The organism is Klenkia soli (assembly GCF_900103975.1).
Taxonomy (GTDB): domain Bacteria; phylum Actinomycetota; class Actinomycetes; order Mycobacteriales; family Geodermatophilaceae; genus Klenkia; species Klenkia soli.
Window position 1 is genome coordinate 1 of the sequence record NZ_FNIR01000023.1, and the last position, 26,123, is coordinate 26,123.

Consider the following 26,123-nt stretch of genomic DNA (forward strand, 5'->3'; position numbering starts at 1 on the left):
ATGCCGTGGACCTCGTAGCCCTTGCCCAGCAGCAGCTCGGCCAGGTAGGAGCCGTCCTGCCCGGTGATACCGGTGATCAGCGCAGACTTCGCCACAAGTGCCCCCGAGCGCGTCGATGGTCTGGCGATGACCAGACCGAATTGGGAGAGACCCTAGCGGCGTAGGTGGCTCATGCGGAGTGAGTCAGGTTGCGCAGCAGACGCGTGGATGTGTTGGCTCGTGGTGCCTGGCTCGGCTACGGCAACCACTGGACCCACTGGCTGTACTGGCGCAAGGAGGCTGTGGCGCTGAGGTGATCAGCCGCGAACCGCCGCCCCCGTTCACCGTTCGCTGCAGCCACGGCGGCGTCGCCCCCGAGATCCTCGACCGCCCGAAGGAGACCCAGAGCGTCACCGGCTTCGACCACTGTCCCCGCGCTGGCTGCCGCCATCAACTGAGCGGCACCGCTCCGCGGGTGCGTAGCGGCTGCTACTGGACGACCCGCGGTGAAATAGCTCGTGAGCTTGCTGGGCACGCTCATCTCGAGGACTCCGGGCTTCTCATGAAGAATCAGGACGTCCGCTGCGGCGAGTGCCTCCTCGAATTCACCGTCGGGGAGTGGGTCGATGATAGACAGCTTATTCACGCCAGCTGCCAGTTGGCTGATGCGATCGCGTTGGGACCCGTCGCCCATCAGCACGATTCGAACCCGGCTCCCAGATGCGTCCGCTTGGGCGGCGACGTCGATCAAGCCATCCAGGCCTTGCTTCACGCCCATGTTGCCGGCGTGCAAAGCGATGATCTCGTCGTTCCCCCAACCAAGGCGCGTGCGAACAGCCGACCTGTCGACGCCGATGGGGACAGAGACGTGCGACCAGTTGGGGATGGTCTCGATGCGGTCTGGCTGCACCCCAGCAGCTACCAGGCGGCTGCGGAAGACCTCGTGGATGACCACAACGCCGTCTGCCCGCTTCAGGAGCTGGCGCTCGAGCCACCCGGTGGCCCGGGTGAGCAGGCCGCCGCCCATGCCGGTCTCCGCCAGCGCCGCACCGTAAAGATCCTGCACGACGACCCCTACGGGATGTCGTCGAAGCCGGCCAGAGACAAGAGCCGGAACCACGGTGAGCAGGGCAGGGCTGATGGCGATCACGACATCCGCTCTGGTCCGCAGCAGCCGACGGCCGACCTGCAACGCGAACACGGCCTCCATCAAGATCCTGCGGAGCCCGCCGCCGGATGCCGGTACCGGGTGCTGCACGCGCAGCAATCTGACGCCGCCATCGATCCGCTCCTCCTGCTTGTGGGCGAATCCTGGGTGGAGCACCCAACCCGGGTAGTGGGGGTGGCCGACGATGGCTGTCGTGCCGAACCCCTCCGCCGCCAGATGACGAGCAAGTGCTGTCGTGTAGGGCGCGATACCGGTGTGTTCCGGGGTGTAGTTCAGGCCCAGCAGCAGGACGCTCGGATGGCTCGATGCGTTCACGTGCGCATCCCGACCGAAGGTGAGGATTTCAAGTTCGTCACACGCGCCCCCATCAGCCTCGCTGAGATCGGAGATCGACCCGAGCTCACTGCCGACACTAGCGATGAACGCGCTCGAGGTCGGGCGCGAAGGGCGTTGAAACGGAGTGCCGCTCGCGTAGCCCCGGTCGTCGGGGATGAGCTGCAACCCAGGCCTCGGTGTACCCAGACGGGTTGGTGCGTCACCTCACCGTCGGCTCAGGCGTAGGTGTTGCAGTCCGACCTCGCCTAGTGTCTCGATCCACTGGAACAGCACGACGAGGTGCCGGACTGTTCGACGGAGCGGGGACGTTGTGGAACTGAGAGAAGTCCTGCAGGCGCTGAGGGCGTCCTGGTGGTTGGTCGTTGCCGGGGCCCTCGTCGGTGCGCTGGCGGCTCTCGGGGTGAGCCTGCTGCAGACCCCGCTCTACAGCTCGCAGACACAGCTCTTCGTATCCGCCACCGACACCGTGACCACCTCGGACGCGTTCCAGGGCAGTCAGTTGTCAGCGCAGCGGGTGGCCTCGTATGCCAACTTGCTGACGGGCAAGCGTCTAGCTGGTCTCGTCATCAAGGACCTCGGTGTGTCCGAGACCCCGTCCCAGTTGGCCAGCCAAATCACGGCAACCGCGGTCACCGACACCGTTCTGCTCGATGTGACTGTGACGGATCCTTCTCCCGACCAGGCGCAGCGCATCGCCCGGTCGGTCGGCGATCAGTTCTCCGAGCTGATCAGTGAGCTCGAGAACCCGGGCGGCGCCGATTCCGTGTCGCCGGTCCGGGTTCGCGTGACCGATCAGGCCAGTCTTCCGACGAGTCCCAGTTCGCCCAAGACACCGCGCAACGTGGCGCTTGGCCTCCTGGTCGGGCTGCTGCTGGGGGCGGCTGGTGCCATCGCCCGCGTGCGTCTCGACCGCACGGTCAAGGATGCCGAAGACGCTTCGGACCTCGCCGGCGGCCCGGTAATTGGCGTCATCCTCCGCGACGACGACCTGGCCAGCAATCACACCATCGAGCGCAACAGCCTGAGCCGCACTGCGGAGGGCTACCGGCAGCTGCGCACCAACTTGCAGTTCCTCAACGTGGACGAGCCGCCCAAGGTCATCATGGTGTCCAGCGCCGTGCCGTCGGAGGGGAAGACCACCCTCGCCGTGAACCTGGCGCTGTCCCTGGCCGAGGCCGGGCGCACGGTCACGGTCATCGAGGCTGACCTGCGTCGCCCTCGCGTCACTCGTTACCTGGGCATGGTCGGCGGTGTCGGCCTGACCAACATCCTCACGGGGTCCGCCGGGCTCGAGGACGTCATCCAGCCCTACGGTGACGGTGGGCTCTCCGTGATCGCGGCCGGGCCCACCCCGCCCAACCCGAGCGAGCTGCTCTCGTCGTCCCACATGTTCTCGCTGATCGACGACCTGCGGCAGAAGAACGACTTCGTGCTGCTCGATGCCCCACCGCTGCTGCCGGTCGCCGACTCCAGCGGCCTTGCCGTGCTGGTCGACGGTGTCGTGTTGTCCCTGCGGTACGGCAGCACCACCAAGGAGCAGTTGGCCCAGACGCACGCCACGCTCGAACGCGTCGGGGCGAAGACCCTCGGCGTCGTGCTCAACATCGTGCCGCCGAAGGCCGAGGTCACCTCGGCCTACGGGTACGGCTACAACTACGGCTACGACCCGGATCCGGCTGCTCCGAAGACCAGCTGACCGCTGCACGCATCTGGTCAAACAGATCGCCGCACCCCCACAATCAGCCCCCGTAGAGCAGTGCAGGGGGCGGCATGGACACGGCGCGTCAGTTTCTCCGCTACAGCATCCCGGGATCGCTGTTTCTCCTGCTCTTCCTCAGCATGCAACTGGCGTGGCACGTCTTCCGCGGCCAGCCGGTGCGCACGGCGCTGGCCCCGCTCTCAGGGGGTTTCGTGCTCGCCGTGCTGGGCGCCAGCATCCCCATCGGATTTGTCCTCTACCAGCTCTACTTCGGGCGGTACTCGCCGTGGGTGGGTTTCCGGTACCTGAAGCACGTGCGTTGGCCTCGGCAGGACCGCGGGGCCGTGGTGCTCGCCAGCCTCACCTGCGGCCAGCGGGTGCGGCTCGCGCACGATACGGGTGCCCGGATCGACCACAGAGACGCGACAAAGTCGGGGACCAGCCGCTTCCTGTTCGCCTTTCGTCCGCTGGACATCGATGAAGCCTGGGTTGGGCGGGACTGCGACGGGAGCGGTTTCGACCACCCGATGTGCACCGATGTGCAGCCCTACGACCGTCCGAACCCGCCCGACCCATCCTGGCGTCTCGACCCGTACGAGGCCTTCGAGAAGCGTTGGCGCGGCAACTGGGATGCGGTGATGACCGCCTTGGAGATCCACTCGGCTGACCCTCGCGCGGTCACCCTGAAGCGGGAGTACGTCTGTCTGTCAGACATCTACCACTCCCTCGGCGTCACCCGGCTGTCCCTGAACCTCGGCGGTATTGCCTGGTTGGTCTACAACATCGCCGTCAACGGCCCATCGATCCACGACCACTGGTGGCCGTTCGTCTGGACGGCCGCAACGACGCTGACAGTGGTCGTCGCCACGAACTGGTACCTGTCCGCAGCCCGCATCAACACTCAGGAATCCATGCTCCGACGTCTGGGTGCTGGGCTCAGGGCCGTCTTACCGGGCTGAGACCACACCTGCGCGAGCGCCCCATCTCACGCGTTGCTACTGGGCCGTAGCCGATCGGTGAGGGAGACTGGGCGGGTGGCACGGCACTGGTCCCCGAACCCCGTGTTCACCGTGCTGTTCGTCTGCACCGGGAACATCTGCCGGTCGGCGATGGCCGAGCGCATGGCTCGCGCCTTCCTGGACGAGGCGCTCGGCGAGGACGCCCACCGCGTCCAGGTGGCCAGCGCCGGCACCCACGCGGTGAAGGGCGCCGGCGTGCATCCCGACAGCGCCACGGTGCTCGAGGGATTCGGTGGTGACCCGGTCGGCCACGTCGCCCGGCAGCTGCTCGACGACATGGCCATCGACGCCGACCTCACTCTGGCCCTGACCCGCAGCCACCGGCGCGCCGTGCTCAAGGCTGCCCCACGCGCTCTCCAACGCACGTTCACCCTGCGCGAGGCAGCCGACCTCGTCGCCCTGGTGCAGCCCGACGTCCAGCTCGACGGCGACGACCTCGCCGAGCGCTGCCGCTCGCTGGTGAAGAAGACGGCCGCCGCGCGCTCCAAGCGCCCCTCCGACGCCGGGGACGACGTCGCCGACCCCATCGGCCAGCCGCTCGAGGTGCACCAGGAGGTCGCCGACGTCATCGCGGCCTCCCTCATCCCCCTGCTTACCCGCCTCACGGCCCTGCAGCCGCCCCCGGTCGCCGCCGAGGACCCCGACGAGGGCGACGGCAGGCCGCACCTCTACCTCGTCAGCTGACCCCGGTCAGCGTGGGGTGCTGGGCAGGGCCTCGTCGCTGAACTCGGCGGCGTTCTGGCCCAGCGAGTCGCTCTGCAGGTAACCCCACATGCGGTCGCCCGTGGTCTGGTCCAGGTAGACCACGCTGGCGGCGCCCTCGGTGCCCGTGCCCAGCACCGGTGCGGTGAAGAAGTCCATGCCGCCCGGGGTCAACGACCGCGCCGAGAGGGCCAGCTCCAGCAGACCGGCGTTGCTCAGCGAGTCGTCGACCGCGATCGAGCTGGTCACCGCCCGCAGCACCGAGTCGATCTGGTCGACGCTGCTGAACGTGCCGGCGTCGAACAGTTTGCCGAACATCGAGCGCAGGTAGTTCTGCTGTCGCTTCACCCGGTCGAAGTCGCCGCCGGGCAGGTCGTAGCGCTGGCCGACGTACCAGCGAGCCATGTCGCCGTCGAGGTGGTTGAGGCCGGCGGTGAAGGTGTACGGCCCGTTCGTGGTCGTCTCAGCCACCTGCACGTCGACGCCGCCGAGCTGGTCGGTCATCGAGATCAGCCCGTTGAAGCTGATCGCGGCGAAGTGGTCGATCCGCACCCCGGTCAGATTCTCGACCGTCTGGATCAGCAGGGCGGGCCCGCCGTAGGCGTAGGCGGCGTTGATCTTGTTCTTGCCGTAGCCGGGGATGTCCACCCACGAGTCGCGGGGGATGGAGATGACCTGCACGTGCTGCCGGTCGCCCGAGAGCCGGGCGATCATGATCGCGTCCGAACGGGCGTCAGGGATCTCGCCGTCCACGATCTCGGCGCGGGTGTCCGACCCCACCAGCAGGAACGTCACCGGGTCGGCCACCGCGGCCGCCGGCTCGGCCGGGGTGGCCGGCGCCGGGCGCTCGCCGTCGTCCAGGCCCTCGAACACGTTGGCCACCCGGTCGACGTTGCCGGCGTACCGGTTCGTCAAGAACCAGGCGCCCCCGGCCACCGCGAGGGCCAGCACGAGGGTGAGCACGCCGAAGCCGACCAGCAGCTGTCGCACCGGCGAACCGCTCCGCCGGCGGGGTCGCCGGGCGGGCGCGGCGACGTCGTCCTCGTCACCGAACAGCTCGTCGGCGTCGAGGCCGTCGTGCCTGCCGCTCCTGGCCATGCGTCCCCTGTCCCCGTCGGAGGCCTCAGGGTAGGTAGGGCGGCCGGTGCCGTGCGGCGCTTCGACTGCCGATGACTCTGCGGAGGCGATCAGCGGCGCTGGGTGCCGATCTTGGCACCATCGCACAGGTTGGGGCCGCCCGGCTGTGGCGATCTGATCGTGACGGTTGGGGCAGGTGTGACCAGCGGGGCGCGGTGGACCGGGTCCCGGAAAGTGCGGACCTCACGACACTCTGAACGCGTGTCGTAACACGATGTGACTGATGGGTCCCTACCGTTCCGTCCGTGCGCCTGACCTTCGTCTGTACCGGGAACATCTGCCGCTCCGCCGTCGCCGAGCGGATGACCCGCCGTGGCCTGCAGGACTGGCTGCCCGGTGACGCCGACCAGATCGAGGTCGGCAGCGCCGGCACGGCCGCCGTCGTCGGCTCGGCCATGCACCCGGCCTCCCGGCGTGCCCTGGAGAACCGTGGCGTGCCGAGCAAGGGCCACGTCGCCCAGCAGCTCACCGAGGAGATGGTGGCCGACTCCGACGTCGTCATCACCATGACCGAGGAGCAGAGGGCCACCGTGCTGGCCCTCTACCCCCGCGGGCTCAAGAAGGTCTTCACCCTGCGCGAGGCCACCGGCCTGCTCGCCACCCTGCCCCCGGTCGCGGCCCCGCTGGCCCACGACGGCGAGTCGCACGCCCGCGCACTGGTCGCGCTGCTGGCCGACGCCCGCCGCAACCGGGTCACCGAGCCCGGCCAGGACGACGTCCCCGACCCGATCGGCCAGCCCGCGCAGGCCCACGTCGAGGTCGCCCAGGTCATCGAGAAGCGGCTCGGCCGGCTGCTGCGCGCCTTCGTGCAGCCCGAGTTCGCCGCCGAGTTGTGGGCACCGGCGCCGGTGCCCCACCGGGGTCAGTCGTCGAGCTCGTCGTCGTCGGTGAAGAACGCGGCCTGAGTCGGCTTCGTGGAGCGGATCGGCGTGGCAGGTCGCAGCGGATCGTCGTCGTCACTATCGACCGCGATGCCCGCCGGCTCGGTGCCGCTGAATAGTGGCGTCGGCGCCGCGGACATCGACGCCGAGCGTGTCAGGGGCGGCCGCGAGCCTGGGCTAACCGAGAAGCGCATGCGGCACGCTTGGCACACCTCGCGGTAGGCGATCCCCGCGTCGAAGCGGGGCTTGAGGGTATCCCGCAGCCGCTTCTTGTACCGCGACGAGGTCAGCACGAGCGGTCCTCCGCCGCAGTGCGGGCACGGGATCTCCGTGTAACCGAGGATCGTCCGCTTGCGTTTCCTGTCCGCCACGGGGTCCATCGTGGACCGTCACCCTGCGAAACGTCACCCTCACGGGTAGGGACGGCGCGTCGGTTGCACCCGATCCATTGGCCTCCGATTCGCTGACCAGCGAAAATGTCGAGATGGGCGACGGGGTCAGGGATCGGGTGCGGGTGCAGCTGACCGGCGAGGGAGTGCAGTGCCCTCGGTGCGAGCGCCAGGAGCTGCGGCCGATGCGCTCGCGCGACGTGCGCGCGGGACTTGCCAAGGTCAACCCGTTCTGGAATGCCCATGAGAAGACCTACGAGCGATGCAAGGTCTGCGGGTTCCGCCGCGCCGTCTCCGGCGCCGCGGCCCGTCCTGCCGAGACCGAGCCGGCGCGTGCCCGGCGTCCGGTGTCCACCGCTCTGGGGTGGACCGCCGTCGTCCTCATGGTCGTGCTCATCGCCGTCCTCACCGCGGTGCTGGCCGGCATGCTGCTGGTGGTCTCGGTGTGGCTGACCGTCGCCGTCCCGCTGCTGGTGCTGCTGCTGGTGGTCGGGGTGGCCGGCTACGCCCGGCGAGGCTGAGCCGTGCACGTCCTGTTCGTGTGCACCGGTAACATCTGCCGCTCGCCGCTGGCCGAGCGGCTGACCGTCGCGTTCGCCACCGAGATCGGCACGGCCGAGCTGACCGCCGAGAGCGCCGGCGTCGGTGCCCTGGTCGGCCGCTGGATGGACGACGACGCTGCCCGGGTGCTTGCCGGGCTCGGCGGGAGCGACGAGGGGTTCCGGGCTCGGGCCTTCACCCCGGCGCTGGCCGAGCGGGCCGACCTGGTGCTCACCATGGAGCGCGGGCACCGGGCGATCGTGCTCGAGCAGGCACCCCGTGCGCTGCGCCGCACGTTCACCCTGCGCGAGGCGGCCGCCGTGCTCGACCTGCTGCCGGCCGCCGAGCTGCCCACCGCTTCCTCAGTGCACGAGCGCGGGGTGCAGCTGGTCGCGGCCTTGGCCCGCCGGCGGAACCAGTGGCGGGGGAGCACCGGGGCAACCGACGTCCACGACCCCTACCGGCGCTCGGCGGTCGTGCATGACGAGGTCGGCCAAGACGTCGCCCGGGCGCTGCTGCCGCTGCTCGAGGAGGCCACCGGCACCCGAACCCCCGTCCGGTGATCGCTTCCTGATCGTGCCGTTCCGGTACGGATCCCCCGAAAGCGGTACTCCGGTGGCCCGATTCACTCGACCGGGTGGACGAAGGGGGTTCCCGATGACCAGCCGTAGCGGCTAGGTTCGGCGCGCCGGAAGAACGACGGGGTTCGAGGGCAACCAGCGGTTTCCTTGGGGTTCCGGCACCCCGAGCTGTTCGCACGGGGGTGCACGGGGTGGTTCTGCTCGACTCGCACGACGACGTCCGCATCGCCGACCCGGCGGACCGCCGCCGGCTGTTTGCCTCCAGCCGGCTCCGTGGTGCCGGCACCGACGCGCGCCGGTCATGGCAGTCCACCTACGTGCGCCGCGTCGTCGTCGCCGACCTGCTGTGCGCCCTGGCCGCAGCCCTGATCGGGTACGTCGTCCGGTTCGGGCCGCAGACCCTGGCCGAGGGCCACGTGCCGTTCTGGGTCGTGGTGGTGCTGCCGCTGGCCTGGGTCGGGGCGATGCTGGTCTCCCGCAGCTACGAGCAGCGGTTCCTCTGGATCGGCTCCGAGGAGTTCCGCCGGGTCTTCTTCGCCGCGATGCTCATGCTCGCCGCGGTCGGCACGGTCTCGTGGGCGTTCAAGCTCGACCTGGCCCGCGGGTTCATCGTCGCCGCGCTGCCGCTGGCCACCGTGGCCACGCTGCTCACCCGCTACCTCATCCGCTCGCGCCTGCACCGGGCCCGCGGGCGCGGCCTCTACCAGCAGACCGCCGTGCTGGTCGGGCACCGCAACGGCGTCGCTGCGCTCAAGGAGCAGATCGAGCGGGAGAAGCACCACGGCTACACCGTCGTGGGCTGCCTGCTGCCCGGCGGCCACACCCTCCCCGCCGAGAGCGTCTTCGCCGGGGTGCCCGTGCTCGGCGGCTTCGACGACGTCGTCGCCGTGGTCGAGCGGTTCTCCGTCGACACCGTCGCCGTCCTGCCCTCGCCCGAGCTCGACGGGCCGGCGCTGCGCCGCCTCGGCTGGGACCTCGAGCAGACCCAGGCCGAGCTGCTGCTCGCCCCGGCCATCACCGAGATCGCCGGCCCCCGCGTGCGCATCCGCCCGGTCTGCGGGCTGCCGCTGCTGCACATGGAGAAGCCCGACCTGCGCGGCATCCGCCGGGTCGCCAAGGACACCGTCGACCGGACGTCCTCCGCACTGGCCCTGCTGTTCATGCTGCCGATGCTGCTCGGTATCGCGGCCGCCGTGGGCCTCACCAGCCGGGGTGGCGTGTTCTACCGGCAGGAGCGGGTCGGCCGCGACGGCCAGACCTTCTCGATGCTGAAGTTCCGCTCGATGGTGGCCGGCGCCGACGCGATGACCGAGCACCTGGCCGGCGACAACGACGGCAACGGCGTGCTGTTCAAGCAGAAGAGCGACGTCCGGGTGACCCGCGTGGGCAGGGCGCTGCGGCGCTACTCCCTCGACGAGCTGCCCCAGCTGCTCAACGTGGTGCGCGGCGACATGTCGCTGGTCGGTCCGCGGCCGCCGCTGCCCAGCGAGGTCGAGCGGTACGGCTTCGACATGCACCGCCGCTTCCTGGTCAAGCCGGGCATCACCGGCCTGTGGCAGATCAGCGGCCGATCCGACCTGTCGTGGGACGACTCGGTGCGGATCGACGTGCGGTACGTGGAGAACTGGTCGCTCACGTTCGACTTCATGATCCTCTGGAAGACCGTGGGCGCCGTCCTCCGCGGCTCCGGGGCCTACTGACCCCTCCAGCGGCACGGCCACCGTGCCGATGTCGGGAGCATGCGCCCTGCTCCGACCAGCCCCGACCTGCTCCCGCGACTGACGTCGCTGCGGATCGTCGCGGCCCTCGCCGTCGCGGTGTTCCACCTGCAGGGCCGGGACGTCGTCGCGATCCCCGGCGCCCTCGCCGACAGCTGGTACGTCGGCGTGGCCTTCTTCTTCGTGCTGTCGGGGTTCGTGCTGGCGTGGGGTACCCGGCCCGGGCTGCCCGCCGGCACGTTCTGGCGCCGCCGCTTCGCCCGGATCTGGCCCAGCCACCTGGTGATGGTCGGCGTGGCCGCCGTCGTGCCGGTCGTGCAGACCCAGCGCAGCCTCGCCGACGCCGGCTGGAACATCCTGCTGCTGCAGGGCTGGTCGACCGGCACCACCGCCTTCAGCATGAACGCCGTCGCCTGGTCGCTGAGCTGCGAGGCGTTCTTCTACGCGCTCTTCCCGCTGCTGGTCTGGGCGGCCCGGCGGTGCCCCGGCTGGGTGCGCTGGTCGGTGGCCGGCGCAGGGCTCGTCCTCGCGGTCGGCGCCGGTCTCGTGGTCGGCGGCTGGGCCTACCACATGCCGATCTTCCGGCTGCCCGAGTTCGTGCTCGGGGTGGTCGCCGGGCTGGCGGTGCGCGACGGCTGGCGGCCCGCGGTGCCCACCTGGGTGGTCATGCCCGCCGTGGTCGTCGGCCTCGTCGTCTCGCTGCACGTGCCGGACCCGGTGCCCGACGCCCCCATGGCCGTGCTGTTCCTCGGGGTCATCCTCTGGGCGCAGGACCGCGACCGGCGCGACGTGCCCGGGTGGCTGCGGAGCCGGGCCCTGGTGTTCGCCGGCGAGGCGTCGTTCGCGTTCTACCTGGTGCACGAGCTGGTGATCGTGAACCTGGTCGGCCACCTGCCCGGCCCGGGGTGGCTGCAGGCCGCGGTCATGCTGCTGCTGGGCGCCGTGGCCGCGGTGGTGCTGCACCTCGGGGTGGAGAAGCCGGCCAACCGGTGGATCCGCGGCGGATCCCGCTCGCGGGCCCTCGTGCCGGTCGCCGACGTGGCCGACCCGCGCCCGGTCAGCTGAGGGCAGCCGCCCCCCCCCCGATGGGAGGTGCACCGGGCGTCAGCACTGCCGAGGACCCGGGCACCCGGTCTACTCTGCGCACCTCACGATGCGGGTGGGGCGGCGCTCGCCGAGCACAGGCATGCCACGGGGGACGAGGAGCGCCATGGGCGACGACGAGCCGACGACGGGACCGCGGGTCCCGTGACCGCCGGCCCGCCCGCGGTGTCCCGCCCCGAGCTCCTCCCGCGGCTGACCTCGCTGCGGATCCTCGCCGCCCTGGCCGTGGTGGCCTTCCACCTGCAGGCCTGGGACGTCCTGCGCCTGCCCGGCGGCGTCTCCGAGGTCGGGTACGTCGGGGTCGCGTTCTTCTTCGTGCTGTCCGGGTTCGTGCTGGCCTGGGGCACCGAGCCCGGGCTGGCCGCGCCCACCTTCTGGCGCCGCCGGTTCGCCCGGATCTGGCCCAGCCACCTCGTGATGGTCGGCGTGGCCGCCGTCGTCCCGGTCGTGCAGACCCAGCGCAGCCTCGCCGACGCCGGCTGGAACGTGCTGCTGCTGCAGGGCTGGTCGACCGGGCCCACCGCCTTCAGCATGAACTCGGTCGCCTGGTCGCTGAGCTGCGAGGCGTTCTTCTACGCGCTGTTCCCGCTGCTGGTGCGGCTCGCGCGGCGGTGCCCGGGCTGGTTGCAGTGGTCGGTCGCCGGGGTCGGGCTGCTGCTGGCGGTCGCCGCCGGCGTCGTCGTCAGCGGGTACGCCTACCACATGCCGATCTTCCGGCTGCCCGAGTTCGTGCTGGGTGTGGTCGCCGGGCTAGCCGTGCGCGACGGGTGGCGGCCGCGGGTGCCCACCTGGGCGATCATGCCGGCCGTGCTGGTCGGCCTGGCCGTCTCGCTGCACGTGCCGGACCCGGTGCCCGACGCCCCCATGGCCGTGCTGTTCCTCGGGGTCGTCCTGTGGGCCCACGACCGCGACCTGCGCGGCCTGCCCGGGTGGCTGCGGAGCCGGGCCATGGTGTTCGCCGGTGAGGCGTCGTTCGCCCTCTACCTGGTGCACGAGCTGGTCATCGTCAACCTGCGCGGCCACCTGCCCGGCCCGGGGTGGCTGCAGGCGGTGGTGATGCTGGCGCTGGGCGCGGTGGCCGCGGTGGCGCTGCACCTGGGCGTGGAGAAGCCGGCCAACCGGCTGCTCCGCGGGCGGTCCCGCTCGGTCGCCCTCACCCCCGTCTGACCGTCGCCGTCACCCTGCGTCGCCGGGTGGCGGCGGAACCACCCCGGCGGGGTCTTCAGCTCTGGTCGTGCACGACCGATGCTCTCCTCGTGATCATCGCGCTGCTCTCGGCCTGGGTCGTGGCCGGACTCCTGCTGGCCCTCCTCGTCGGCGCCGCCGTCCGCATCGCCGACCAGCGCTACCAGCTCACCGCAGCCGTCGCCGTCCCGGTCGAGCAGCCCGAGGTCGGCCGGGCCGTCGCGGCCTGAGGCCCCTGGGGCAGCCGGGACGGGAGGGACGACGGAACCAGATCGTCGGCCCAGGACCACCGGAACTCGGTAGTCCACCGCCGTCGCCCGCCGATGGTGCGCACGATCCCGCCGGACCGCCGGCGGCGTGCGAAGGAGACACCCCGTGACGCTCTCGCGTCCCCGCACCACCCGCCGCCTGCTGCGCGGCTCCGTCCTGGGCCTCGGCCTGCTCGTCGCCGCGGGTGTCAGCGCCCCCGCCGCGTTCGCCGTCGAGGAGACCGGCGACGGGACCGACGTGCCCGTCGACGGCGAGCAGTCGCCCCCCGCCCTGCGGGAGTCGCCGGCCCCGGCGAACCCCTCCGCCGGCACCACCACCCTGGCCCCGGCCCTGAGCGGCAACTTCGGCACGGGCAAGGACTTCACCCTGCAGGTCACCTCGCCCGGTCCGGTCCCCGGTGACCTGGACCTGTCGGGTGCTGTCTTCCGGGCCACCCCGGCGCTGAGCCCGGTGGCCGGCGACCCGCAGACCCTCGCCCGGGACGGCGAGAGCTACACCTGCACCACCGACGTCCTCGGCACCTGCACGTTCGACGGGCCGCAGCGCCCGTTCAACCTGGCGGACTACCTCGGGCTCCTCGGGGCGGGCCAGGAGGGCGACGGGGACGGCCCCGTCGACCTCGTGGGTGGCGGTTCCGTCGTCGGGCTGCCGGCCGGGTACTACACCCTGACCCAGGTGTCCTCCTCGCCCGGTCTCGCCCCGGCGACCGGGTCGAAGGGGTTCGCGATCTGCGGCACCGGCGGCCCTTCCTGCGGGCCGGTCGAGGTGCTCCGCGGCCAGGTGGCCGACGATTCGCTGTTCCGCACCTCGCTGGTCACCACCGTCACCGACGTGGACACCGAGGAGCCGGTGGCCTGCGCCGGGTACCAGCTGACCGGCCCGGACTACCCGCACAACCCGGCCACGGCCACCCAGCAGCCGGTCACCGGCACGGTGCCCGCCGAGTGCCTCGAGCCCACCACCGCGCCCACCACGTCGCCCAGCACCGCGACGACGACGGCGCCGACCACGACCGCCGCCACCGCGACGACCACGCCCACGACGACCACCACCGACGACGGCTCGGGCGCGACCTCGTCGACCGGCACGACGACCACCACCACCTCGACGGTGGCCCCGGGGCCGGTCGTGCTCGACCTGGCCGCGGCCGAGACGCCCCTGGTCACCTTCGGCACCCAGGTCAGCGACCGCACCGGCACGATGACCTTCCCCGGCTGGTTCCTGCCCGCCGACGGCTACCTGCTGACCCCGACCACCACGCCGGCCGGCTACGCCCCCGACGTCACCGACGCCTTCAGCATCACGACGACCGCGCAGCAGGCCGCGGCCGGCGAACCCGCCGCCGTCGCCCGCGCCCTCGCCGCCGGGCTCGCCCCCGGCGCCCAGGGGCCGGACCCCACCACGGGGTCGGCGGGCGTCGCCGCGGCCGGGACCACCACGGCCCCCGGCGCCGCCACCACCACCGCGGCGGCGGCCGATCAGGCGGCGCTGGCCACCACCGGCACGCCGGTCGGGTCGATGATGCTGCTCGGCACCGGACTGGTCGCCCTCGGCGGCGGCGCCCTGGCCACCGGCAGCGTGCTGCGGCGCCGTGCCCGGCAGCGCGCCTGAGCCCCAGGGCTGGTGGGCCCGGTACCGCCACGAGGCGGTGCCGGGCTCGCCGGCCCGGGTCACCCTGACGGCGGTCGCCTCCGCCGTCCACCCCTGGGCCAGCCGGGTCGAGCAGCCCGACGACCGGCGGCCCCCGGGCTGGACGTTGTCGGTCCTGCACGACGAGGACGGCGGCCGGGTCCACCGGGTCCTGGTCAACCAGCCCGAGGCCCCGCTGCTGTGGTTCGTCGAGGTGGCCGAGCCCGCGGCCGACCCCCCGGCCAGCACGCTGCTGGCCTTCTCCGACGACCGCTTCGAGCACGGCACGGTGCTGACCGAGCTCGCCGCCCGCGAGGCCGGGGTGCTCGGCGAGCAGCAGGTGGCCGCGGTGCGGTGGTGGACCGGCACCGGCCTGGTGCACCAGCTCTACGTCGCCCCGGCGCACCGCCGCCGGGGTGTGGGCACCGCGCTGGTCACCGCGGCCTTCGGCGTCCAGGCCGCGTACGGCCGCGACGCCATGCTGCACGGCGACGGCCGGCGCACCGCCGACGGCGAGGCCTGGCGGGCCGGGCTGACCCCGCGCCAGCAGCACTGGTTCGCCCCGTGGACCCAGGAGTTGCCCCCGATGACCCCGGGCGGGTGATTCGGCTCCACCTCGCGGCCACGCCTGCCGACTACTCCAGGACCATGGACACCACCGTCGTCACCCTCATCCCGGCGCTGCTGGCACCGCTGGCCGGCGCGTGCGCCGCGTTCCCGCGGCAGGGGCGCTACGCCGTCTCGCCGACCACCGCCGCGCTGCTGGCCCGCGCCGTCCCCACGCCGCGGGCCCGCCCGGCGGGCTGAGCTCACCCGCCGGGGCGCACCGTCGTCCCCCCGGCGGGCACCTCGAGCGACGTGCCGTCGGAGAAGGTGACCGTCACCGCCTCGGCGGTCGGGTTGGTGCCCACCAGGGTGGGGGCGTCGGCCGAGCCGAAGGCCAGCCCGAACGGGCCGTCCGCGGTCACCGCGGGCTGCGGCGGACCCCAGCGGGCCAGCATCGTGGTCATCAGCCGCACCAGCGCCGCCGACGTGCTCGGCTCCCGCGGCACCCCGGCGTCCAGCCGGGCCAGCGCCGCCGTCGGGTCGCTGAGCGCCAGGTCGACGGCGAACAGGTCACCCCACGTGCGGGGCTGCCCGCCGGTCGCGGCGTCGATGCCGGCCGAGCGGGCCGCGGCCGCCGCCGGGTCGTCGCGGTAGAGCGAGCCGAGCCGGATCGGCAGCAGCTGGATGCCCTCCACCGCCTCGGGCGCCGGGTCGAAGAACGTCGCGTAGTCGGTCTTCGCGCCCCACACGATGCCGACCACGGTGTGGTCGAACCCCGCGGGCCGGGTCAGGCCCTCGCCCAGCCAGTACCGGGACGCCGACGCCGACTCCAGTGCGTAGTGCGTCACCCCGGCCTCGACCGTCGCCTGCTCACCCGAGACCAGCCCCCAGCGGACGACGCCCTCCCAGGCCGCCACCGCCTCGGACGACGACTCCTGGTTGTTGCCGTCGGCGAAGGGCACGAAGCCCGACGCCGCCGAGTGGCCCTCGTAGGCGTTCCACACCCGGAACGCCGGCAGCCCGCCGTCGCCCTCGGCCGCGTCCGTGCCCGCGACGTCCCGCACCAGCAGGTCGACGGTCGGGCCGTAGTCGGTCACGAACGACGGGTCAGCTGCCCCCAGGACGGCGGCCGCGTAGAGCACGTAGCCGTAGTGGAAGTGGTGGTCGTTGTAGTCCTGGCTGCCGAACTCGGCGGGGGAGGCGATGATCCCGCCCCAGCGCTCGTCGTAGCCCAGGAACGAGGTGTCGGTGGGCCCGTCGTAGGTCAGCAGGTCGACCAGCAGCGGCCGCAGCCGGTCCAGCGCCTGCTGCCGGGCGGCGTCGTCGCCGGTGCTCTGCGCGACCTCGGCCAGCACCGCCAGCCGGCCCATCTCCTTGCCGCCGAAGTAGCTGCCGCCCGGCGTGCCCGGCGAGGCCAGGTCGGTCGCCAGGTCGGCGGCCACGGCCGCCGCGGCGTCGGCGTCGAGGTCCAGCTCCGGGACGGCGGTCAGCAGCCCCGGCATCGGCACCGCGGTGGTCACGGCGTCGCCGGTGGCCAGGGTGAGGTCGCCGAGCTGGTCGGGCCAGGTGCCCGTGCCCGTCGAGGCCGCGGCCAGGTGCGGCATGAGCGCCCACAGGCCCTCGCCGTCGGACCTCTCGGTGGTCAGCGTCTGGGTCACCGTGCCCGCCGCGGCGTCGTAGGACAGCGCCTCGGTGGTGCCGGTGACCGGGCTCGCGGCACCGGCGACCAGCTCGGCCCAGTCACCGGGGGCGTCGGCGGGCTCGACCGCGATCGCCAGCTGCGCCACGTCGGTGCTGGGGGTCAACGCCGTGCCGTCCAGGGTCCAGGTGGTGCCCTCGGCGGCGACCAGGTCCCAGGTGGACTCACCGATCAGCACGGGGGTGACGCTGCGGCCGCCGACGTCCTGCGGGTCGCCCAGCTGCGCGCCGGGCAGCACCTGCAGCTCCGACGACAGGCCGTCGCGGAAGTCCAGCCAGGTCAGCGGGCTGCCCTGCACCACGGTCACGCCGAGGGTGCCGCCGCCGGACGACTCGTCGAAGGCCACGTCGAACCGGACGTCGAACGCGCCGTAGCCGGTGACCGTCAGGTCTGACGGCTTGCCCGGCACGGTCAGCGAGGCCACGAACGGGGTGACGACGGCGTCCTCGGTCACCGTCGCCGGCTGCGAGCTCACCGACACCCCGGGGGCGCCGTCGGGGGCGTCCTCGGAGGTGCGCACCGCCAGCGGGTGGGCCCACAGCGGCTGGCTCAGCGGGCCGATGAGCGCCGAGGTCCACCACTGGCTGGTGGGCAGCGCGGTGCCCGCCAGGTCGTCGGCGACCTGGGTGGGCTGCTCGGACGGGGTGTCGGCCTGGGGCAGCGTGGTCGCGATGCTCCCCGCGCCGGTGACGGTGGGGGCGGCGAGCTGCGGACCGGTCACCGGCGCCGCCGTCCCGTCGTCGGTGTTCTGGGTGGCGGTGTCCTGGGTCGCGGTGCAGCCGGCCAGCAGCACGACGCCGGTGGTCAGGACGACGGTCGAGCGTCGTCCCCACCACCGGCGGCGGGCTGCGGGAGCCGCGGTCATGCCCCGCCGTCGCCGTCGATCACGGGCAGCACGCGGTCGACGGTGGCCTGCACCGGCGCGGTCAGGCCCGGGCCGGAGATGGTCGCGGTCATGCCGGCGGCCAGGCCCTCGACGTCCTCGACGGGCACCTGGGTCTCGAAGGTCATCGCGGCCGGGTCGTACAGAGTGACCACGGACTCCCCGGCCCGCACCACGCTGCCGGGCTGGGCGTCGACGGTCACCACGGTGCCGCCGTTCGGCGCGGTCAGCGTGACCTCGTTCGTCACGCCGTCGCCGGCGGTGAGCTGGATGGTGGCCAGCTCGGTGCCGGCGGGCACGGACTGCCCGGCGACGACCTCGACGGTGCTGACGACGGCGGCGTCGGGCGAGCCGACCGGCACCGGAACCGCGGTGAGGACGACGGTGTCCAGCGCCAGCTGCGAGGAGGCGGCGACCCGCTGGTCGACCAGGCGGTAGCCGCCGTAGCCGGCCCCGCCCAGCACCAGGAGCAGCAGCAGCCAGGCGGTCCAGGACCGGCGGGTGCGCTTCTTCTTCGCGGGTGCCCGGTGCGCCCGGGGCGGGTCGGTGGTGGCGGCCGGGGCCGGCAGCAGGCGCGGGGCGGCGGGCTGCTCGGTGTCGGTGTGGAACGTGGTCATCGGAGGTCTCCGGAGGTCGAGGCGGTGTCGCGCAGGCCGGTCGTGGTCGCGGTGCCCCAGGGGCCCGGCGTCCGGACGGCGGCGGGCTCGGCGGACGGGGCGTCCGCGAGCGGTGTGTGGTCCTCGTCGACCGCGGTGGCCGGGCCGCGCCGCAGACCTTCGCGGACGATGCGGCCCAGCAGCAGGACGTTCAGCCCGGCCCAGAAGGCCGAGAGGTAGGTGGTGGCGGGGTCGGCCATGACGGTGAACCCCACGACGATGCCGGCGGCGTTGAGCGTCATGAGCACCGCGTGCGGGAAGACCGACCACAGGTTGCCGCCCACGCGCCCGGAGGCGTTGGTGGCCGACCAGGTGGCCCGCCGGCGCAGCAGCACCGCGACCAGCGCCCGGGCGTGCACCCAGGAGGACGCGATGCTGGTGACGATCGCCGACCCGCGCAACCCACCGGCCTGCAGGATCGCGACCAGGAAGGTCATGACCAGGTAGGGGATGTAGTGCGTGGCCCAGGTCCAGCCGTCGACGTTGATCGGGGAGAGCCCGAACAGCAGGTAGGCCGCGGGCAGCGCCATGAAGATCAGCATCGAGATCGACAGCGTGTAGTGCAGCCCGGTGAACAGGTACTGCAGGCGCTGGTCGAGGGTCAGGCCGCTGCGGCGGAAGAGCTTGCCCCGCAGCAGGATCTCGAACCCGCCCGACGCCCAGCGCAGCTGCTGCTTGAGGAAGGGCTCGATCTCCTCCGGGGCCAGGCCGTGGCTGAGCACCTGCGGCACGTAGACCGAGCGCCAGCCGCGGCGGTGCAGCTCGAGGGAGGTCCAGATGTCCTCGGAGTTGCTGCCGGTCCAGATGCCGCCGATCTCGTCGAGCGCGGCGCGGCGGAACATCACGTTCGTGCCCACGCAGAACGCGGCGTTGAAGTGGTTCTTGCCGGGGCAGACCAGCTCGTAGAACATCCGCTGGGCCTCGCTGGCGCCGGTGGCGATGATGTTGACCCGGTTGTCGTAGAACTGCGGCGACTGCACGAACGCGACGGCCGGGTCCACGAAGTGCGGCAGCACCTGGATGAGGAAGTCGACGTCGGGCACGTGGTCGGCGTCGAACACCACGACCATCTCGCCGCGGGTGCGGGCGAGGGCGGCGTTGACGTTGCCGGCCTTGGCGTGCAGGGACCCGCCGCGGCGCAGGTAGTGCACGCCGAGGTCGGCGCAGACCGCCTGCAGCTCGTCGTCGTCGCCGTCGTCGAGGACGAACGTCTCGTGGGCGAGCTGCATGTCGCGGGCCGCGCGCACGGTGGCGGCGATCAGGCCCACCGGCTCACCGCAGGCGGTGATGAACACGTCGATGGTCGGCGGGGTCTCGGTCGAGCGGAGCCGGTTGCGCCACACGGTGACGTCGGCGGACTCGCTGCGGTCGTCGTGCGCCAGGATCGTCCACCAGGTGCCCAGCGCCGCGGCGGCGGTGATCAGCTCGGCGGCGATCATGGCCAGCCACAGCCAGGTGTTGCCCCGATGGCTGGGGTCGAGCAGGAACATCTGGTAGCTCGCCGTCGCCAGGAGGGCGAGCAGGATGGCCAGTCGGGTGGAGCGCTGCAGTGGGCGCCACGCGAGGAATCGGGTGGATCCGGTGGGCTGTGTCGTCCCCGGCATGGTGGTCCTCGTCCGTGTCGTGCTGCGGTGACCCCCGGTCACCGTCGGCGATGATCAAGCTAGGTCCGCAGGGCTCCCCGTTGGGTTACTGGCCGGCAAAGTTCCGTACCGGCCGGTAGACCGGCCGGCGCGGTAGCGCTGGGTGAGCTTGCGGTGATGGTGAGTCAGAGCCGGCGGAGATCCGCGCGGTCCGGTTGCTGTGACCAAGGAACACGCGTGACCGACCTCTCCGACGAGGCGGCGAGAGCCCGTGAACGACGGGTGAACGGGCCTGCTCGGGTGTTTCCGGGTGGGGACAGACGTCATGACGACGTCACACTCCCCGGGCGGGCTCCGGCCGGGGAGCTGCGAGACTGCCCGGGTACACGGACCGACGACGGTGGGGGACCCCTTGAAGATCTCGGTGATCGGCTGCGGCTACCTGGGCGCGGTGCACGCGGCCTCGATGGCGCAGCTGGGCCACGACGTCGTCGGCGTCGACACGGACACCGCCAAGGTGGAGCTGCTCGCCGCCGGCCGGGTGCCGTTCCACGAGCCCGGCTTCGAGGAGCTCCTGCAGTCGTCGCTGGCCTCGGGCCGACTGCGGTTCTCCGCGGACATGGCGCAGGCCGCCGGGTCGCAGGTGCACTTCGTCTGCGTCGGCACCCCGCAGAAGCGCGGCGAGTACGCCGCCGACCTGCGCTACGTCGAGTCCGCCACCGAGTCGCTGATCGACGTGCTCGCCCCCGGTGAGCTGGTCGTGGGCAAGTCCACCGTCCCGGTCGGCACGGCCGCGCGGCTGGCCGAGCTGGTCACCGGCAAGGTGCCCGGCGCCCTGCTGGCCTGGAACCCCGAGTTCCTGCGCGAGGGCTTCGCCGTGCAGGACACCCTGCACCCCGACCGGCTGGTCTACGGCCTGCCCGCCGGGCCCGACGGCGAGACCGCCCGGGCGCTGCTGGACGAGGTGTACGCCCCGATCGTCGCCGACGGCACCCCGCAGGTGGTCACCGACCACGCCACCGCCGAGATGGTCAAGACCGCCGCCAACTCGTTCCTGGCCACCAAGATCAGCTTCATCAACGCGATGGCCGAGCTGTGCGAGGCCACCGGCGCCGACGTGAAGCAGCTGGCCGACGCGATCGGCTACGACGACCGCATCGGCCGCAAGTTCCTGAACGCCGGGCTGGGCTTCGGCGGCGGCTGCCTGCCCAAGGACATCCGCGCGTTCATGGCGCGGGCGGGGGAGCTGGGTGCCGACCAGGCGCTGACCTTCCTGCGCGAGGTCGACAACATCAACATGCGCCGCCGCATCCGCATGGTCGAGCTGGCCCGCGAGGTCTGCGACGGCTCGCTGCTGGGCAAGCGGATCGCCGTCCTGGGGGCGGCGTTCAAGCCCGACTCCGACGACATCCGCGACTCCCCGGCGCTCAACGTCGCCGCCCAGCTGCAGCTGCAGGGTGCGTCGGTGCGGGTCACCGACCCCGCGGCGGGGGACAACATCCGCCGGTCCTGGCCCCAGCTGGACGTCGTCGACACCGCCGAGGAGGCCGCTGCCGGGGCCGACGCCGTCCTCGTGCTCACCGAGTGGAAGCAGTTCCGCGAGCTCGACCCGGTCGCCTTCGGGAAGGTCGTGGCCCGCAAGGCCGTGCTGGACGGCCGGCAGGCGCTGGACCGCGACGTGTGGGAGGCCGCCGGCTGGTCCTACCGTGCCCTGGGCCGTCGGGCGGGCTGACCACCGGCTGTCCCCCGATTCCGGGGACACTGGGTGCCGTGCTGACCCGACGGGCCCTCCTCTCCTCGGTCGCGGCCGCCGGTCTGGGCTCGGTGCTGGCCGCCTGCACCCGTGGCTCGAGCCCGGCCCCCTCGGCGTCCGGGTCCGCGACCCGGCCCTCGGGCCCGGGCCTGCAGGCCGGCCGCAGCCGCGAGCAGCTGCTCGCCGCCGACTCCTTCTCGATGGTCAACTTCCCCGACGGCCACGTGACCTACCAGCCGGTCGACGGCGGGTACCGGGTCTGGCTCTCCAGCGGCGTCGACGGCAGCGGCGGCAGCACCGTGGCCCTCGACAGCCCCGACCTGGTCGAGTTCACGCCGGCCCAGCTCGCCGACGGCAAGGCGGTGATCGGCCTGGCCCCGGTCGGCGGTCAGGTCGCCTTCGACAGCGACTACTGCGCACCGGGGTCGGTGTTCCCCTCGGCCGACGGCAGCCGGCTCTGGCTGGTCTACCACTCCGAGAACCACACCTTCGCCGGCGTCACCAACGTGGGCTCGCCGTTCTACGCGACCATCGGGCTGGCCTCCTCCACCGACGGCGGGTTGACCTGGGACCGGCAGGGCGCGGTCATCACCGGGCAGGTGCCCCGGGACGACGGTCCCGCCCCCCGGGACGTCGTCGGCGCCGGGTCGCCCAGCGCGGTCGTGGTCGACGACCTGGTGTACGTGGTCTACCTGGACTGGAACCTGGCCGGCCCCGACCAGCTGCACCTCGCGCGGGCGCCGCTGGCCTCCGTCGACGACCCCACGGCCTGGGTGAAGTGGCACGAGGGCTCGTTCTCCACCCCCGGCAGCGGCGGCGACAGCACCGCGGTGGTCACCCGCCCCGGCGACGGCGACGAGACGGTCTTCGCCGGCGGTGCCTCGCTGAGCTGGAACACCGAGCTGCAGCGCTACCTGCTGGTCTTCCAGAGCGCCGACGGCTTCTGGTGGACCCACTCGGCCGACCTCACCGGCTGGGCAGAGTCGCAGCGGTTCCTGCCCAACGACGCCCCCGCCCTGGACGGCGCCCGGTTCGTCGCCTACGGATCGCTGCTCACCCCCGGCGAGGACACCGACCAGGTCACCGGTCGCGAGTCCTACCTCTACCTGGCCACCACGGGCGAGGACGAGGACAGCCACTCGCTCTGGCGGATCCCGGTGACGGTCACCGCCTGAGCGGCCCCGGTCAGTTGACGACGGCGCCCAGGGCCTCGTCGGCGAACTCGGCCGCGTTCTGGCCCAGCGAGTCGGTCTGCAGGTAGCCCCACATGCGGGCCCCGGTGGCCTGGTCGAGGTAGACCACGCTGGCCGAGCCCTCCGTGCCGGTGCCCAGCACCGGGGCGGTGAAGAAGGCGATGTCGTCGGGAGTCAGGTCCCGCGCCGACAGCACCAGGCCCAGCAGGTCGGCCGTGCCCAGCGAGTCGTCGACGGCGATCGAGCTGGTCACCGTGGTGAGCACCGAGTCGATCTGGTCGAGGCTGGTGAAGGTGCCGGCCGCGAACAGCTTGCCGAACATCGCCCGCAGGTAGTTCTGCTGCCGCTTGACCCGGTCGAAGTCGCCCCCGGGCAGGCCGTGCCGCTGCCCGACGTACCAGCGGGCGCCCTCGCCGTCCAGGTGGTTCACCCCGGCCGGGAAGGTGTAGGGGCCCCAGCTCGTCGTCTCGGGCACGGTCACGTCCACCCCGCCGAGCGCGTCGGTCATCGAGATCAGCTCGTTGAAGCTGATCGCCGCGTAGTGGTCGATGCGGACGCCGGTCAGGTTCTCGACGGTCTGCACGAGCAGCGACGGGCCGCCGTAGGCGTACGCCGCGTTGATCTTGTCCATGCCGTACCCGGGGATGTCCACCCAGGAGTCGCGGGGGATCGAGATGATCTGCACGTGCTTCCGGTCCCCGGACAGCCGGGCGACCATGATCGCGTCGGACCGCGAGTCGGGGACCTCGCCCGCGGAGATGTCCGCCCGGGTGTCGGACCCGACCAGCAGGAAGGTGACCGGGTCGGCCGTCGTCGCGGTCACGGGGGAGGCCACGGCGGGGCGGCTGGCCTCGTCGAGGCCGTCGAAGACGTCACCCGCCGAGGCGATGTTGCCCGCGTAGCGGTCGGTCAGGTACCAGGCCCCACCGGCCACGGCCAGCGCGAGCACGGTGGTCAGCACGCCCATGCCCACGAGCACCCGGCGCAGCGCCGAGCGCCGGCGCGGGCGCGCGCCGACCACCACGGTGGTGGCGGCGTCCGGCACCGGGTCGGCCGGGTCGCGGTCCTCGAGCATGGTGGGTCCCCTGTCTGTCGTCGGTGCAACCTACGGCCGGTCCGGTCGCCCTCGGTGCGCGAACGGGGTGGTCGTCGCCCGGACGGGTGAGGTCGGGCCCCCGGGGGTCGGGTCATCGAGCCCACCGGTCGACGCACACGGGGTGAGCACCCGTCCCGCCACCGATGCCCCCGAGACCCGACCGGCCCTGCTGCGGCGGGCCGCGGACCGCGCCGGCCGGTCCTGGCCGGACACCCGGGGCCTGCTGCTGTCCTCCCTCGCGGCCCCCGTCCGACCGATCACCGCGACGGTGCGGGTCCTCGGCGCGCTGGTCGTGGTCGCCGAGCTCGTCGGCCTGCTCGCCCGCCGCGCGTGCGCCGCCGGTGGCTGCGGACCCACGGCGGCGGCCTGGGCGACCCGGCTGGACATGGACGCGCTCGGCTCCGTGCCGCGCGCGCTGATCACCCTGGTGCTGGCCGCGGTGGCCCTGGTGTGCCTGCGCGGAGCCCGGGTCGCCGGTCGCGGCGGTGCGGTCGTCTGGTGGGCCGTGCTGGCCGCCGGGTGCGCGTTGCTGGCGGCGGCCAAGCACTGGTCGGTGCACTCGTTGCTGGAGGAGCGGCTGGCGCCCCTGCTGCCGGGGACCGACATCCAGCTGCTGTTCGTGGTGGTCAGCGTCGTCGGGCTGCTGGTCGTCGTGGTCTCGGGCCGCTGGGTGCGCCGCGAGACGCGCACCGTGGTCACCACCTGGCTGGCGCTCTACGCCGTCGCGGCCGTCGGGCTGGCCGCGGTCACCCTCGTCCTCGCCCGGCTGGGCAGCCTGGCCGCCGACGTCGCCACCCTGGTCGAGGAGACCGGGGAGGGGCTGACGGCGGTCGGCCTGCTCGCCGTGGTGCTGGCCAGCACCCGGCAGCTGGCCGCGCGGCGCTGACGGCGGGAGGTCAGACCGGCTGGACGACCCGGCGGCCGCCGGCCAGCTCGCGCACCCACGCGCCGTAGCGCTGCAGCGACGCCGCCGAGGTCAGGTGCCCGGCCGCGTACGCCCGCCCGCGCTCGCCCATGGCGACGGCCTCGGCCGGGTCGGCCACGACCGCCTCGACCGCGTCGAGGATCGCGGCGGCGTCGCCGGCCGGCGCCACGGAACCGGCCCCCGCCGCGGCCATGAGCGCCGCGGCACCGCTGCGCGGGTCGGTGGCGGCGACGACCGGTCGACCGGCGGTGAAGTAGCTGGTCAGCTTGCTCGGCACGCTCATCTCGACCACGCCGGGCTTCTCGTGCAGCAGCAGGACGTCGGCCGCGGCCAGCGCGGACTCGAACTGGCCGTCGGGCAGCGGGGCGATGAAGGTCAACCGGTCGATCCCGGCCCCCCGCTCGGCGAGCTGGGCCCGCTGCGAGCCGTCGCCGAGGAGCACCACCCGCACCCGGCTGCCGCGCTCGTCGGCCAGCCGGCCGACGTCCACCAGGCCCTCGAGGCCCTGCTTCACACCCATGTTGCCCGCGTGCAGCGCGATCACCTCGTCGGCACCCCAGCCCAGCCGGGCCCGCACGGCCTCCCGGTCGACGGCGGCGGGCATGGTCACGTGCGACCAGTTCGGCACGACCTCGATCCGGGCCGGGTCGACCCCGGCCTCGACCAGCCGGCGGCGGAACACCTCGTGGATCACCACGACCGCGTCGGCCCGCTTGAGCAGGGCGACCTCCAGGCCTGCGGTCAGCCGGGTGAGCAGCCCGCCGCCCAACCCGGTCTCGGCCAGCGCGGCGCCGTAGAGGTCCTGCACCCACACCCCGAGCCGGTAGCCCGCGAGGCGGCGCAGCAGGACGGCGGGCACCAGCGAGAGCAGCACCGGGCTGACCGCGACGACGACGTCGGACCGCCGGCGCAGCAACTGCACCGCCGCCTTGGCGGCGAACACCGACTCCATGACCACCCGCGTGCGCCCCGACGGGTGGGCCGGGACCAGGTGCCGCTGCCGGCGGATCGTGACCCCCTGATCTACCTCCACCGGGCGGCGTCGGAGGTAGTCGGGGTGCAGCTGCCACTCGGGGTAGTGCGGGTAGCCCACGACGGCGGTGACGGCCATGCCCTGCGCAGCCAGGTACCGGGCGAGCCCCGTGGTGTACGGGGCGTTGCCGGAGTGCTCGGGTGCGTAGTGCAGGCCCACCACGGTCACCCGCGGCTGGCCGTCGGTCATGAGTCGACGCGGACCGCTCGGCCGGAGAGCTGGTCGTCCAACTGCTTGATGTCGGCGTCGACCATGATCTTGACGAGGTCGGGGGTGAGGACCTTGGGTTCCCAGCCCAGGATGGTCCTGGCTTTGGTGTAGTCCCCGACGAGGGCGTCGACTTCGCTGGGGCGTTCGTAGCGCTGGTCGTAGGCGACGTGCTGCTCCCATTCGAGGTCGGCGTGCTCGAAGGACAGCCG

26 protein-coding genes are annotated in these 26,123 nt (G+C 72.8%); 16 read left to right on the forward strand and 10 right to left on the reverse strand.

What is annotated here, in order from left to right; translation table 11 throughout:
- Both BLS67_RS23000 and BLS67_RS23005 read right to left on the reverse strand, forming a co-directional pair.
- The coding region (locus tag BLS67_RS23000; protein ID WP_131801834.1) for a GDP-mannose 4,6-dehydratase at window positions 1-95 on the reverse strand (95 nt) is incomplete at its 3' end.
- A 140-nt stretch (window positions 96-235) separates the two neighbouring features.
- On the reverse strand, window positions 236-1,648 hold the full coding sequence (locus tag BLS67_RS23005) for a glycosyltransferase family 4 protein (protein WP_091250765.1): 1,413 nt from the start codon (window positions 1,646-1,648) through the stop codon (window positions 236-238).
- Between BLS67_RS23005 and BLS67_RS23010 the strand changes: the two genes are divergently transcribed.
- The 3 genes from BLS67_RS23010 to BLS67_RS23020 all read left to right on the forward strand — a co-directional run bounded on the left by BLS67_RS23010 (window position 1,638) and on the right by BLS67_RS23020 (window position 4,885).
- Window positions 1,638-3,179 (forward strand): tyrosine-protein kinase domain-containing protein, encoded by a 1,542-nt coding sequence (locus tag BLS67_RS23010; RefSeq protein WP_091250768.1) that lies wholly within the window; start codon window positions 1,638-1,640, stop codon window positions 3,177-3,179. The genes BLS67_RS23005 and BLS67_RS23010 overlap by 11 nt on opposite strands.
- Window positions 3,180-3,253: 74 nt before the next feature.
- On the forward strand, window positions 3,254-4,141 hold the full coding sequence (locus tag BLS67_RS23015; protein ID WP_091250772.1) for a hypothetical protein: 888 nt from the start codon (window positions 3,254-3,256) through the stop codon (window positions 4,139-4,141).
- A 75-nt stretch (window positions 4,142-4,216) separates the two neighbouring features.
- On the forward strand, window positions 4,217-4,885 hold the full coding sequence (locus BLS67_RS23020) for an arsenate reductase/protein-tyrosine-phosphatase family protein (RefSeq protein ID WP_131801835.1): 669 nt from the start codon (window positions 4,217-4,219) through the stop codon (window positions 4,883-4,885).
- A 6-nt stretch (window positions 4,886-4,891) separates the two neighbouring features.
- Here BLS67_RS23020 and BLS67_RS23025 read toward each other — a convergent pair whose 3' ends face one another.
- Window positions 4,892-6,001 carry an LCP family protein gene (locus BLS67_RS23025; protein WP_242654304.1) on the reverse strand — a complete coding sequence of 370 codons (1,110 nt, stop codon included), beginning with the start codon at window positions 5,999-6,001 and terminating at the stop codon, window positions 4,892-4,894.
- A gap of 284 nt (window positions 6,002-6,285) precedes the next feature.
- Between BLS67_RS23025 and BLS67_RS23030 the strand changes: the two genes are divergently transcribed.
- Window positions 6,286-6,945, forward strand: coding sequence for an arsenate reductase/protein-tyrosine-phosphatase family protein (locus BLS67_RS23030; protein WP_091250779.1), 660 nt, complete (start codon window positions 6,286-6,288; stop codon window positions 6,943-6,945).
- Here BLS67_RS23030 and BLS67_RS23035 read toward each other — a convergent pair.
- On the reverse strand, window positions 6,903-7,301 hold the full coding sequence (locus tag BLS67_RS23035; RefSeq protein WP_131801836.1) for a hypothetical protein: 399 nt from the start codon (window positions 7,299-7,301) through the stop codon (window positions 6,903-6,905). The genes BLS67_RS23030 and BLS67_RS23035 overlap by 43 nt on opposite strands.
- Before the next feature lie 194 nt (window positions 7,302-7,495).
- Here BLS67_RS23035 and BLS67_RS23040 point away from each other — a divergent pair, with 194 nt between their 5' ends.
- The 9 genes from BLS67_RS23040 (at window position 7,496) to BLS67_RS23985 (ending at window position 15,144) form a co-directional block, all read left to right on the forward strand.
- Window positions 7,496-7,831, forward strand: a complete 336-nt coding sequence (locus tag BLS67_RS23040; RefSeq protein WP_131801837.1) for a hypothetical protein — start codon at window positions 7,496-7,498, stop codon at window positions 7,829-7,831.
- Between the two features lie 18 nt (window positions 7,832-7,849).
- A complete protein-coding gene (locus tag BLS67_RS23045; protein WP_207500847.1) occupies window positions 7,850-8,413 on the forward strand; it encodes an arsenate reductase/protein-tyrosine-phosphatase family protein in 564 nt (187 codons plus the stop codon).
- A 209-nt stretch (window positions 8,414-8,622) separates the two neighbouring features.
- On the forward strand, window positions 8,623-10,131 hold the full coding sequence (locus BLS67_RS23050; RefSeq protein WP_091250827.1) for a sugar transferase: 1,509 nt from the start codon (window positions 8,623-8,625) through the stop codon (window positions 10,129-10,131).
- A 39-nt stretch (window positions 10,132-10,170) separates the two neighbouring features.
- Window positions 10,171-11,214, forward strand: a complete 1,044-nt coding sequence (locus BLS67_RS23055; protein WP_091250791.1) for an acyltransferase family protein — start codon at window positions 10,171-10,173, stop codon at window positions 11,212-11,214.
- Window positions 11,215-11,397: 183 nt separating this feature from the next.
- Window positions 11,398-12,420, forward strand: coding sequence for an acyltransferase family protein (locus tag BLS67_RS23060; protein ID WP_165617705.1), 1,023 nt, complete (start codon window positions 11,398-11,400; stop codon window positions 12,418-12,420).
- Window positions 12,421-12,509: 89 nt separating this feature from the next.
- Entirely contained in the window at window positions 12,510-12,668 is a 159-nt protein-coding gene (locus BLS67_RS23980; protein WP_165617706.1) for a hypothetical protein, read from the forward strand.
- Between the two features lie 145 nt (window positions 12,669-12,813).
- Entirely contained in the window at window positions 12,814-14,319 is a 1,506-nt protein-coding gene (locus BLS67_RS23065; RefSeq protein ID WP_091250797.1) for a hypothetical protein, read from the forward strand.
- The gene (locus BLS67_RS23070; RefSeq protein ID WP_091250800.1) at window positions 14,300-14,941 is read left to right on the forward strand and encodes a GNAT family N-acetyltransferase; all 642 of its coding nucleotides are present in this window, start codon (window positions 14,300-14,302) and stop codon (window positions 14,939-14,941) included. The genes BLS67_RS23065 and BLS67_RS23070 overlap by 20 nt, the downstream gene beginning before the upstream one ends.
- A 44-nt stretch (window positions 14,942-14,985) precedes the next feature.
- Entirely contained in the window at window positions 14,986-15,144 is a 159-nt protein-coding gene (locus BLS67_RS23985) for a hypothetical protein (protein ID WP_165617707.1), read from the forward strand.
- A 2-nt stretch (window positions 15,145-15,146) separates the two neighbouring features.
- On the opposite strand, the gene BLS67_RS23075 is transcribed toward BLS67_RS23985, so the two are convergent.
- From BLS67_RS23075 to BLS67_RS23085, 3 genes are read right to left on the reverse strand one after another with little or no spacing between them, the layout of a single operon-like run.
- Window positions 15,147-17,447, reverse strand: coding sequence for a glycosyl hydrolase (locus BLS67_RS23075; protein ID WP_091250803.1), 2,301 nt, complete (start codon window positions 17,445-17,447; stop codon window positions 15,147-15,149).
- Complete coding sequence (locus BLS67_RS23080; protein ID WP_091250808.1) at window positions 17,444-18,082, reverse strand: HlyD family secretion protein; 639 nt, start codon at window positions 18,080-18,082, stop codon at window positions 17,444-17,446. Before BLS67_RS23080 ends, BLS67_RS23075 begins: the two co-directional genes overlap by 4 nt.
- A complete protein-coding gene (locus BLS67_RS23085) occupies window positions 18,079-19,725 on the reverse strand; it encodes a glycosyltransferase family 2 protein (protein ID WP_091250811.1) in 1,647 nt (548 codons plus the stop codon). The genes BLS67_RS23080 and BLS67_RS23085 overlap by 4 nt, the downstream gene beginning before the upstream one ends.
- 379 nt (window positions 19,726-20,104) lie before the next feature.
- Here BLS67_RS23085 and BLS67_RS23090 point away from each other — a divergent pair, with 379 nt between their 5' ends.
- Window positions 20,105-21,436, forward strand: a complete 1,332-nt coding sequence (locus BLS67_RS23090; RefSeq protein WP_242654305.1) for a UDP-glucose dehydrogenase family protein — start codon at window positions 20,105-20,107, stop codon at window positions 21,434-21,436.
- A gap of 38 nt (window positions 21,437-21,474) precedes the next feature.
- Window positions 21,475-22,632, forward strand: a complete 1,158-nt coding sequence (locus BLS67_RS23095) for a DUF4185 domain-containing protein (protein ID WP_091250817.1) — start codon at window positions 21,475-21,477, stop codon at window positions 22,630-22,632.
- A 10-nt stretch (window positions 22,633-22,642) separates the two neighbouring features.
- Here the strand turns inward: BLS67_RS23095 and BLS67_RS23100 are convergent, their stop codons facing one another.
- A complete protein-coding gene (locus BLS67_RS23100; RefSeq protein ID WP_242654306.1) occupies window positions 22,643-23,725 on the reverse strand; it encodes an LCP family protein in 1,083 nt (360 codons plus the stop codon).
- 142 nt (window positions 23,726-23,867) lie between these two features.
- Between BLS67_RS23100 and BLS67_RS23105 the strand changes: the two genes are divergently transcribed.
- Window positions 23,868-24,632 carry a hypothetical protein gene (locus BLS67_RS23105; protein WP_091250819.1) on the forward strand — a complete coding sequence of 255 codons (765 nt, stop codon included), beginning with the start codon at window positions 23,868-23,870 and terminating at the stop codon, window positions 24,630-24,632.
- 10 nt (window positions 24,633-24,642) lie between these two features.
- Here the strand turns inward: BLS67_RS23105 and BLS67_RS23110 are convergent, their stop codons facing one another.
- Window positions 24,643-25,893 carry a glycosyltransferase family 4 protein gene (locus BLS67_RS23110; protein ID WP_091250822.1) on the reverse strand — a complete coding sequence of 417 codons (1,251 nt, stop codon included), beginning with the start codon at window positions 25,891-25,893 and terminating at the stop codon, window positions 24,643-24,645.
- Window positions 25,890-26,123: GDP-mannose 4,6-dehydratase (locus BLS67_RS23115; protein ID WP_207500851.1), on the reverse strand; the 234-nt coding region annotated here is incomplete at its 5' end. The genes BLS67_RS23115 and BLS67_RS23110, both read right to left, overlap by 4 nt.

Excerpts from the sequence above, each read along its gene's own strand:
- BLS67_RS23010 (WP_091250768.1), top strand. The coding sequence starts at position 1,638 with ATGAGCTGCAACCCAGGCCTCGGTGTACCCAGACGGGTTGGTGCGTCA.
- BLS67_RS23015 (WP_091250772.1), top strand. The coding sequence starts at position 3,254 with ATGGACACGGCGCGTCAGTTTCTCCGCTACAGCATCCCGGGATCGCTG.
- BLS67_RS23025 (WP_242654304.1), bottom strand. The coding sequence starts at position 6,001 with ATGGCCAGGAGCGGCAGGCACGACGGCCTCGACGCCGACGAGCTGTTC.
- BLS67_RS23035 (WP_131801836.1), bottom strand. The coding sequence starts at position 7,301 with ATGGACCCCGTGGCGGACAGGAAACGCAAGCGGACGATCCTCGGTTAC.
- BLS67_RS23040 (WP_131801837.1), top strand. The coding sequence starts at position 7,496 with ATGCGCTCGCGCGACGTGCGCGCGGGACTTGCCAAGGTCAACCCGTTC.
- BLS67_RS23055 (WP_091250791.1), top strand. The coding sequence starts at position 10,171 with ATGCGCCCTGCTCCGACCAGCCCCGACCTGCTCCCGCGACTGACGTCG.
- BLS67_RS23985 (WP_165617707.1), top strand. The coding sequence starts at position 14,986 with ATGGACACCACCGTCGTCACCCTCATCCCGGCGCTGCTGGCACCGCTG.
- BLS67_RS23075 (WP_091250803.1), bottom strand. The coding sequence starts at position 17,447 with ATGACCGCGGCTCCCGCAGCCCGCCGCCGGTGGTGGGGACGACGCTCG.
- BLS67_RS23080 (WP_091250808.1), bottom strand. The coding sequence starts at position 18,082 with ATGACCACGTTCCACACCGACACCGAGCAGCCCGCCGCCCCGCGCCTG.
- BLS67_RS23085 (WP_091250811.1), bottom strand. The coding sequence starts at position 19,725 with ATGCCGGGGACGACACAGCCCACCGGATCCACCCGATTCCTCGCGTGG.
- BLS67_RS23100 (WP_242654306.1), bottom strand. The coding sequence starts at position 23,725 with ATGCTCGAGGACCGCGACCCGGCCGACCCGGTGCCGGACGCCGCCACC.
- BLS67_RS23110 (WP_091250822.1), bottom strand. The coding sequence starts at position 25,893 with ATGACCGACGGCCAGCCGCGGGTGACCGTGGTGGGCCTGCACTACGCA.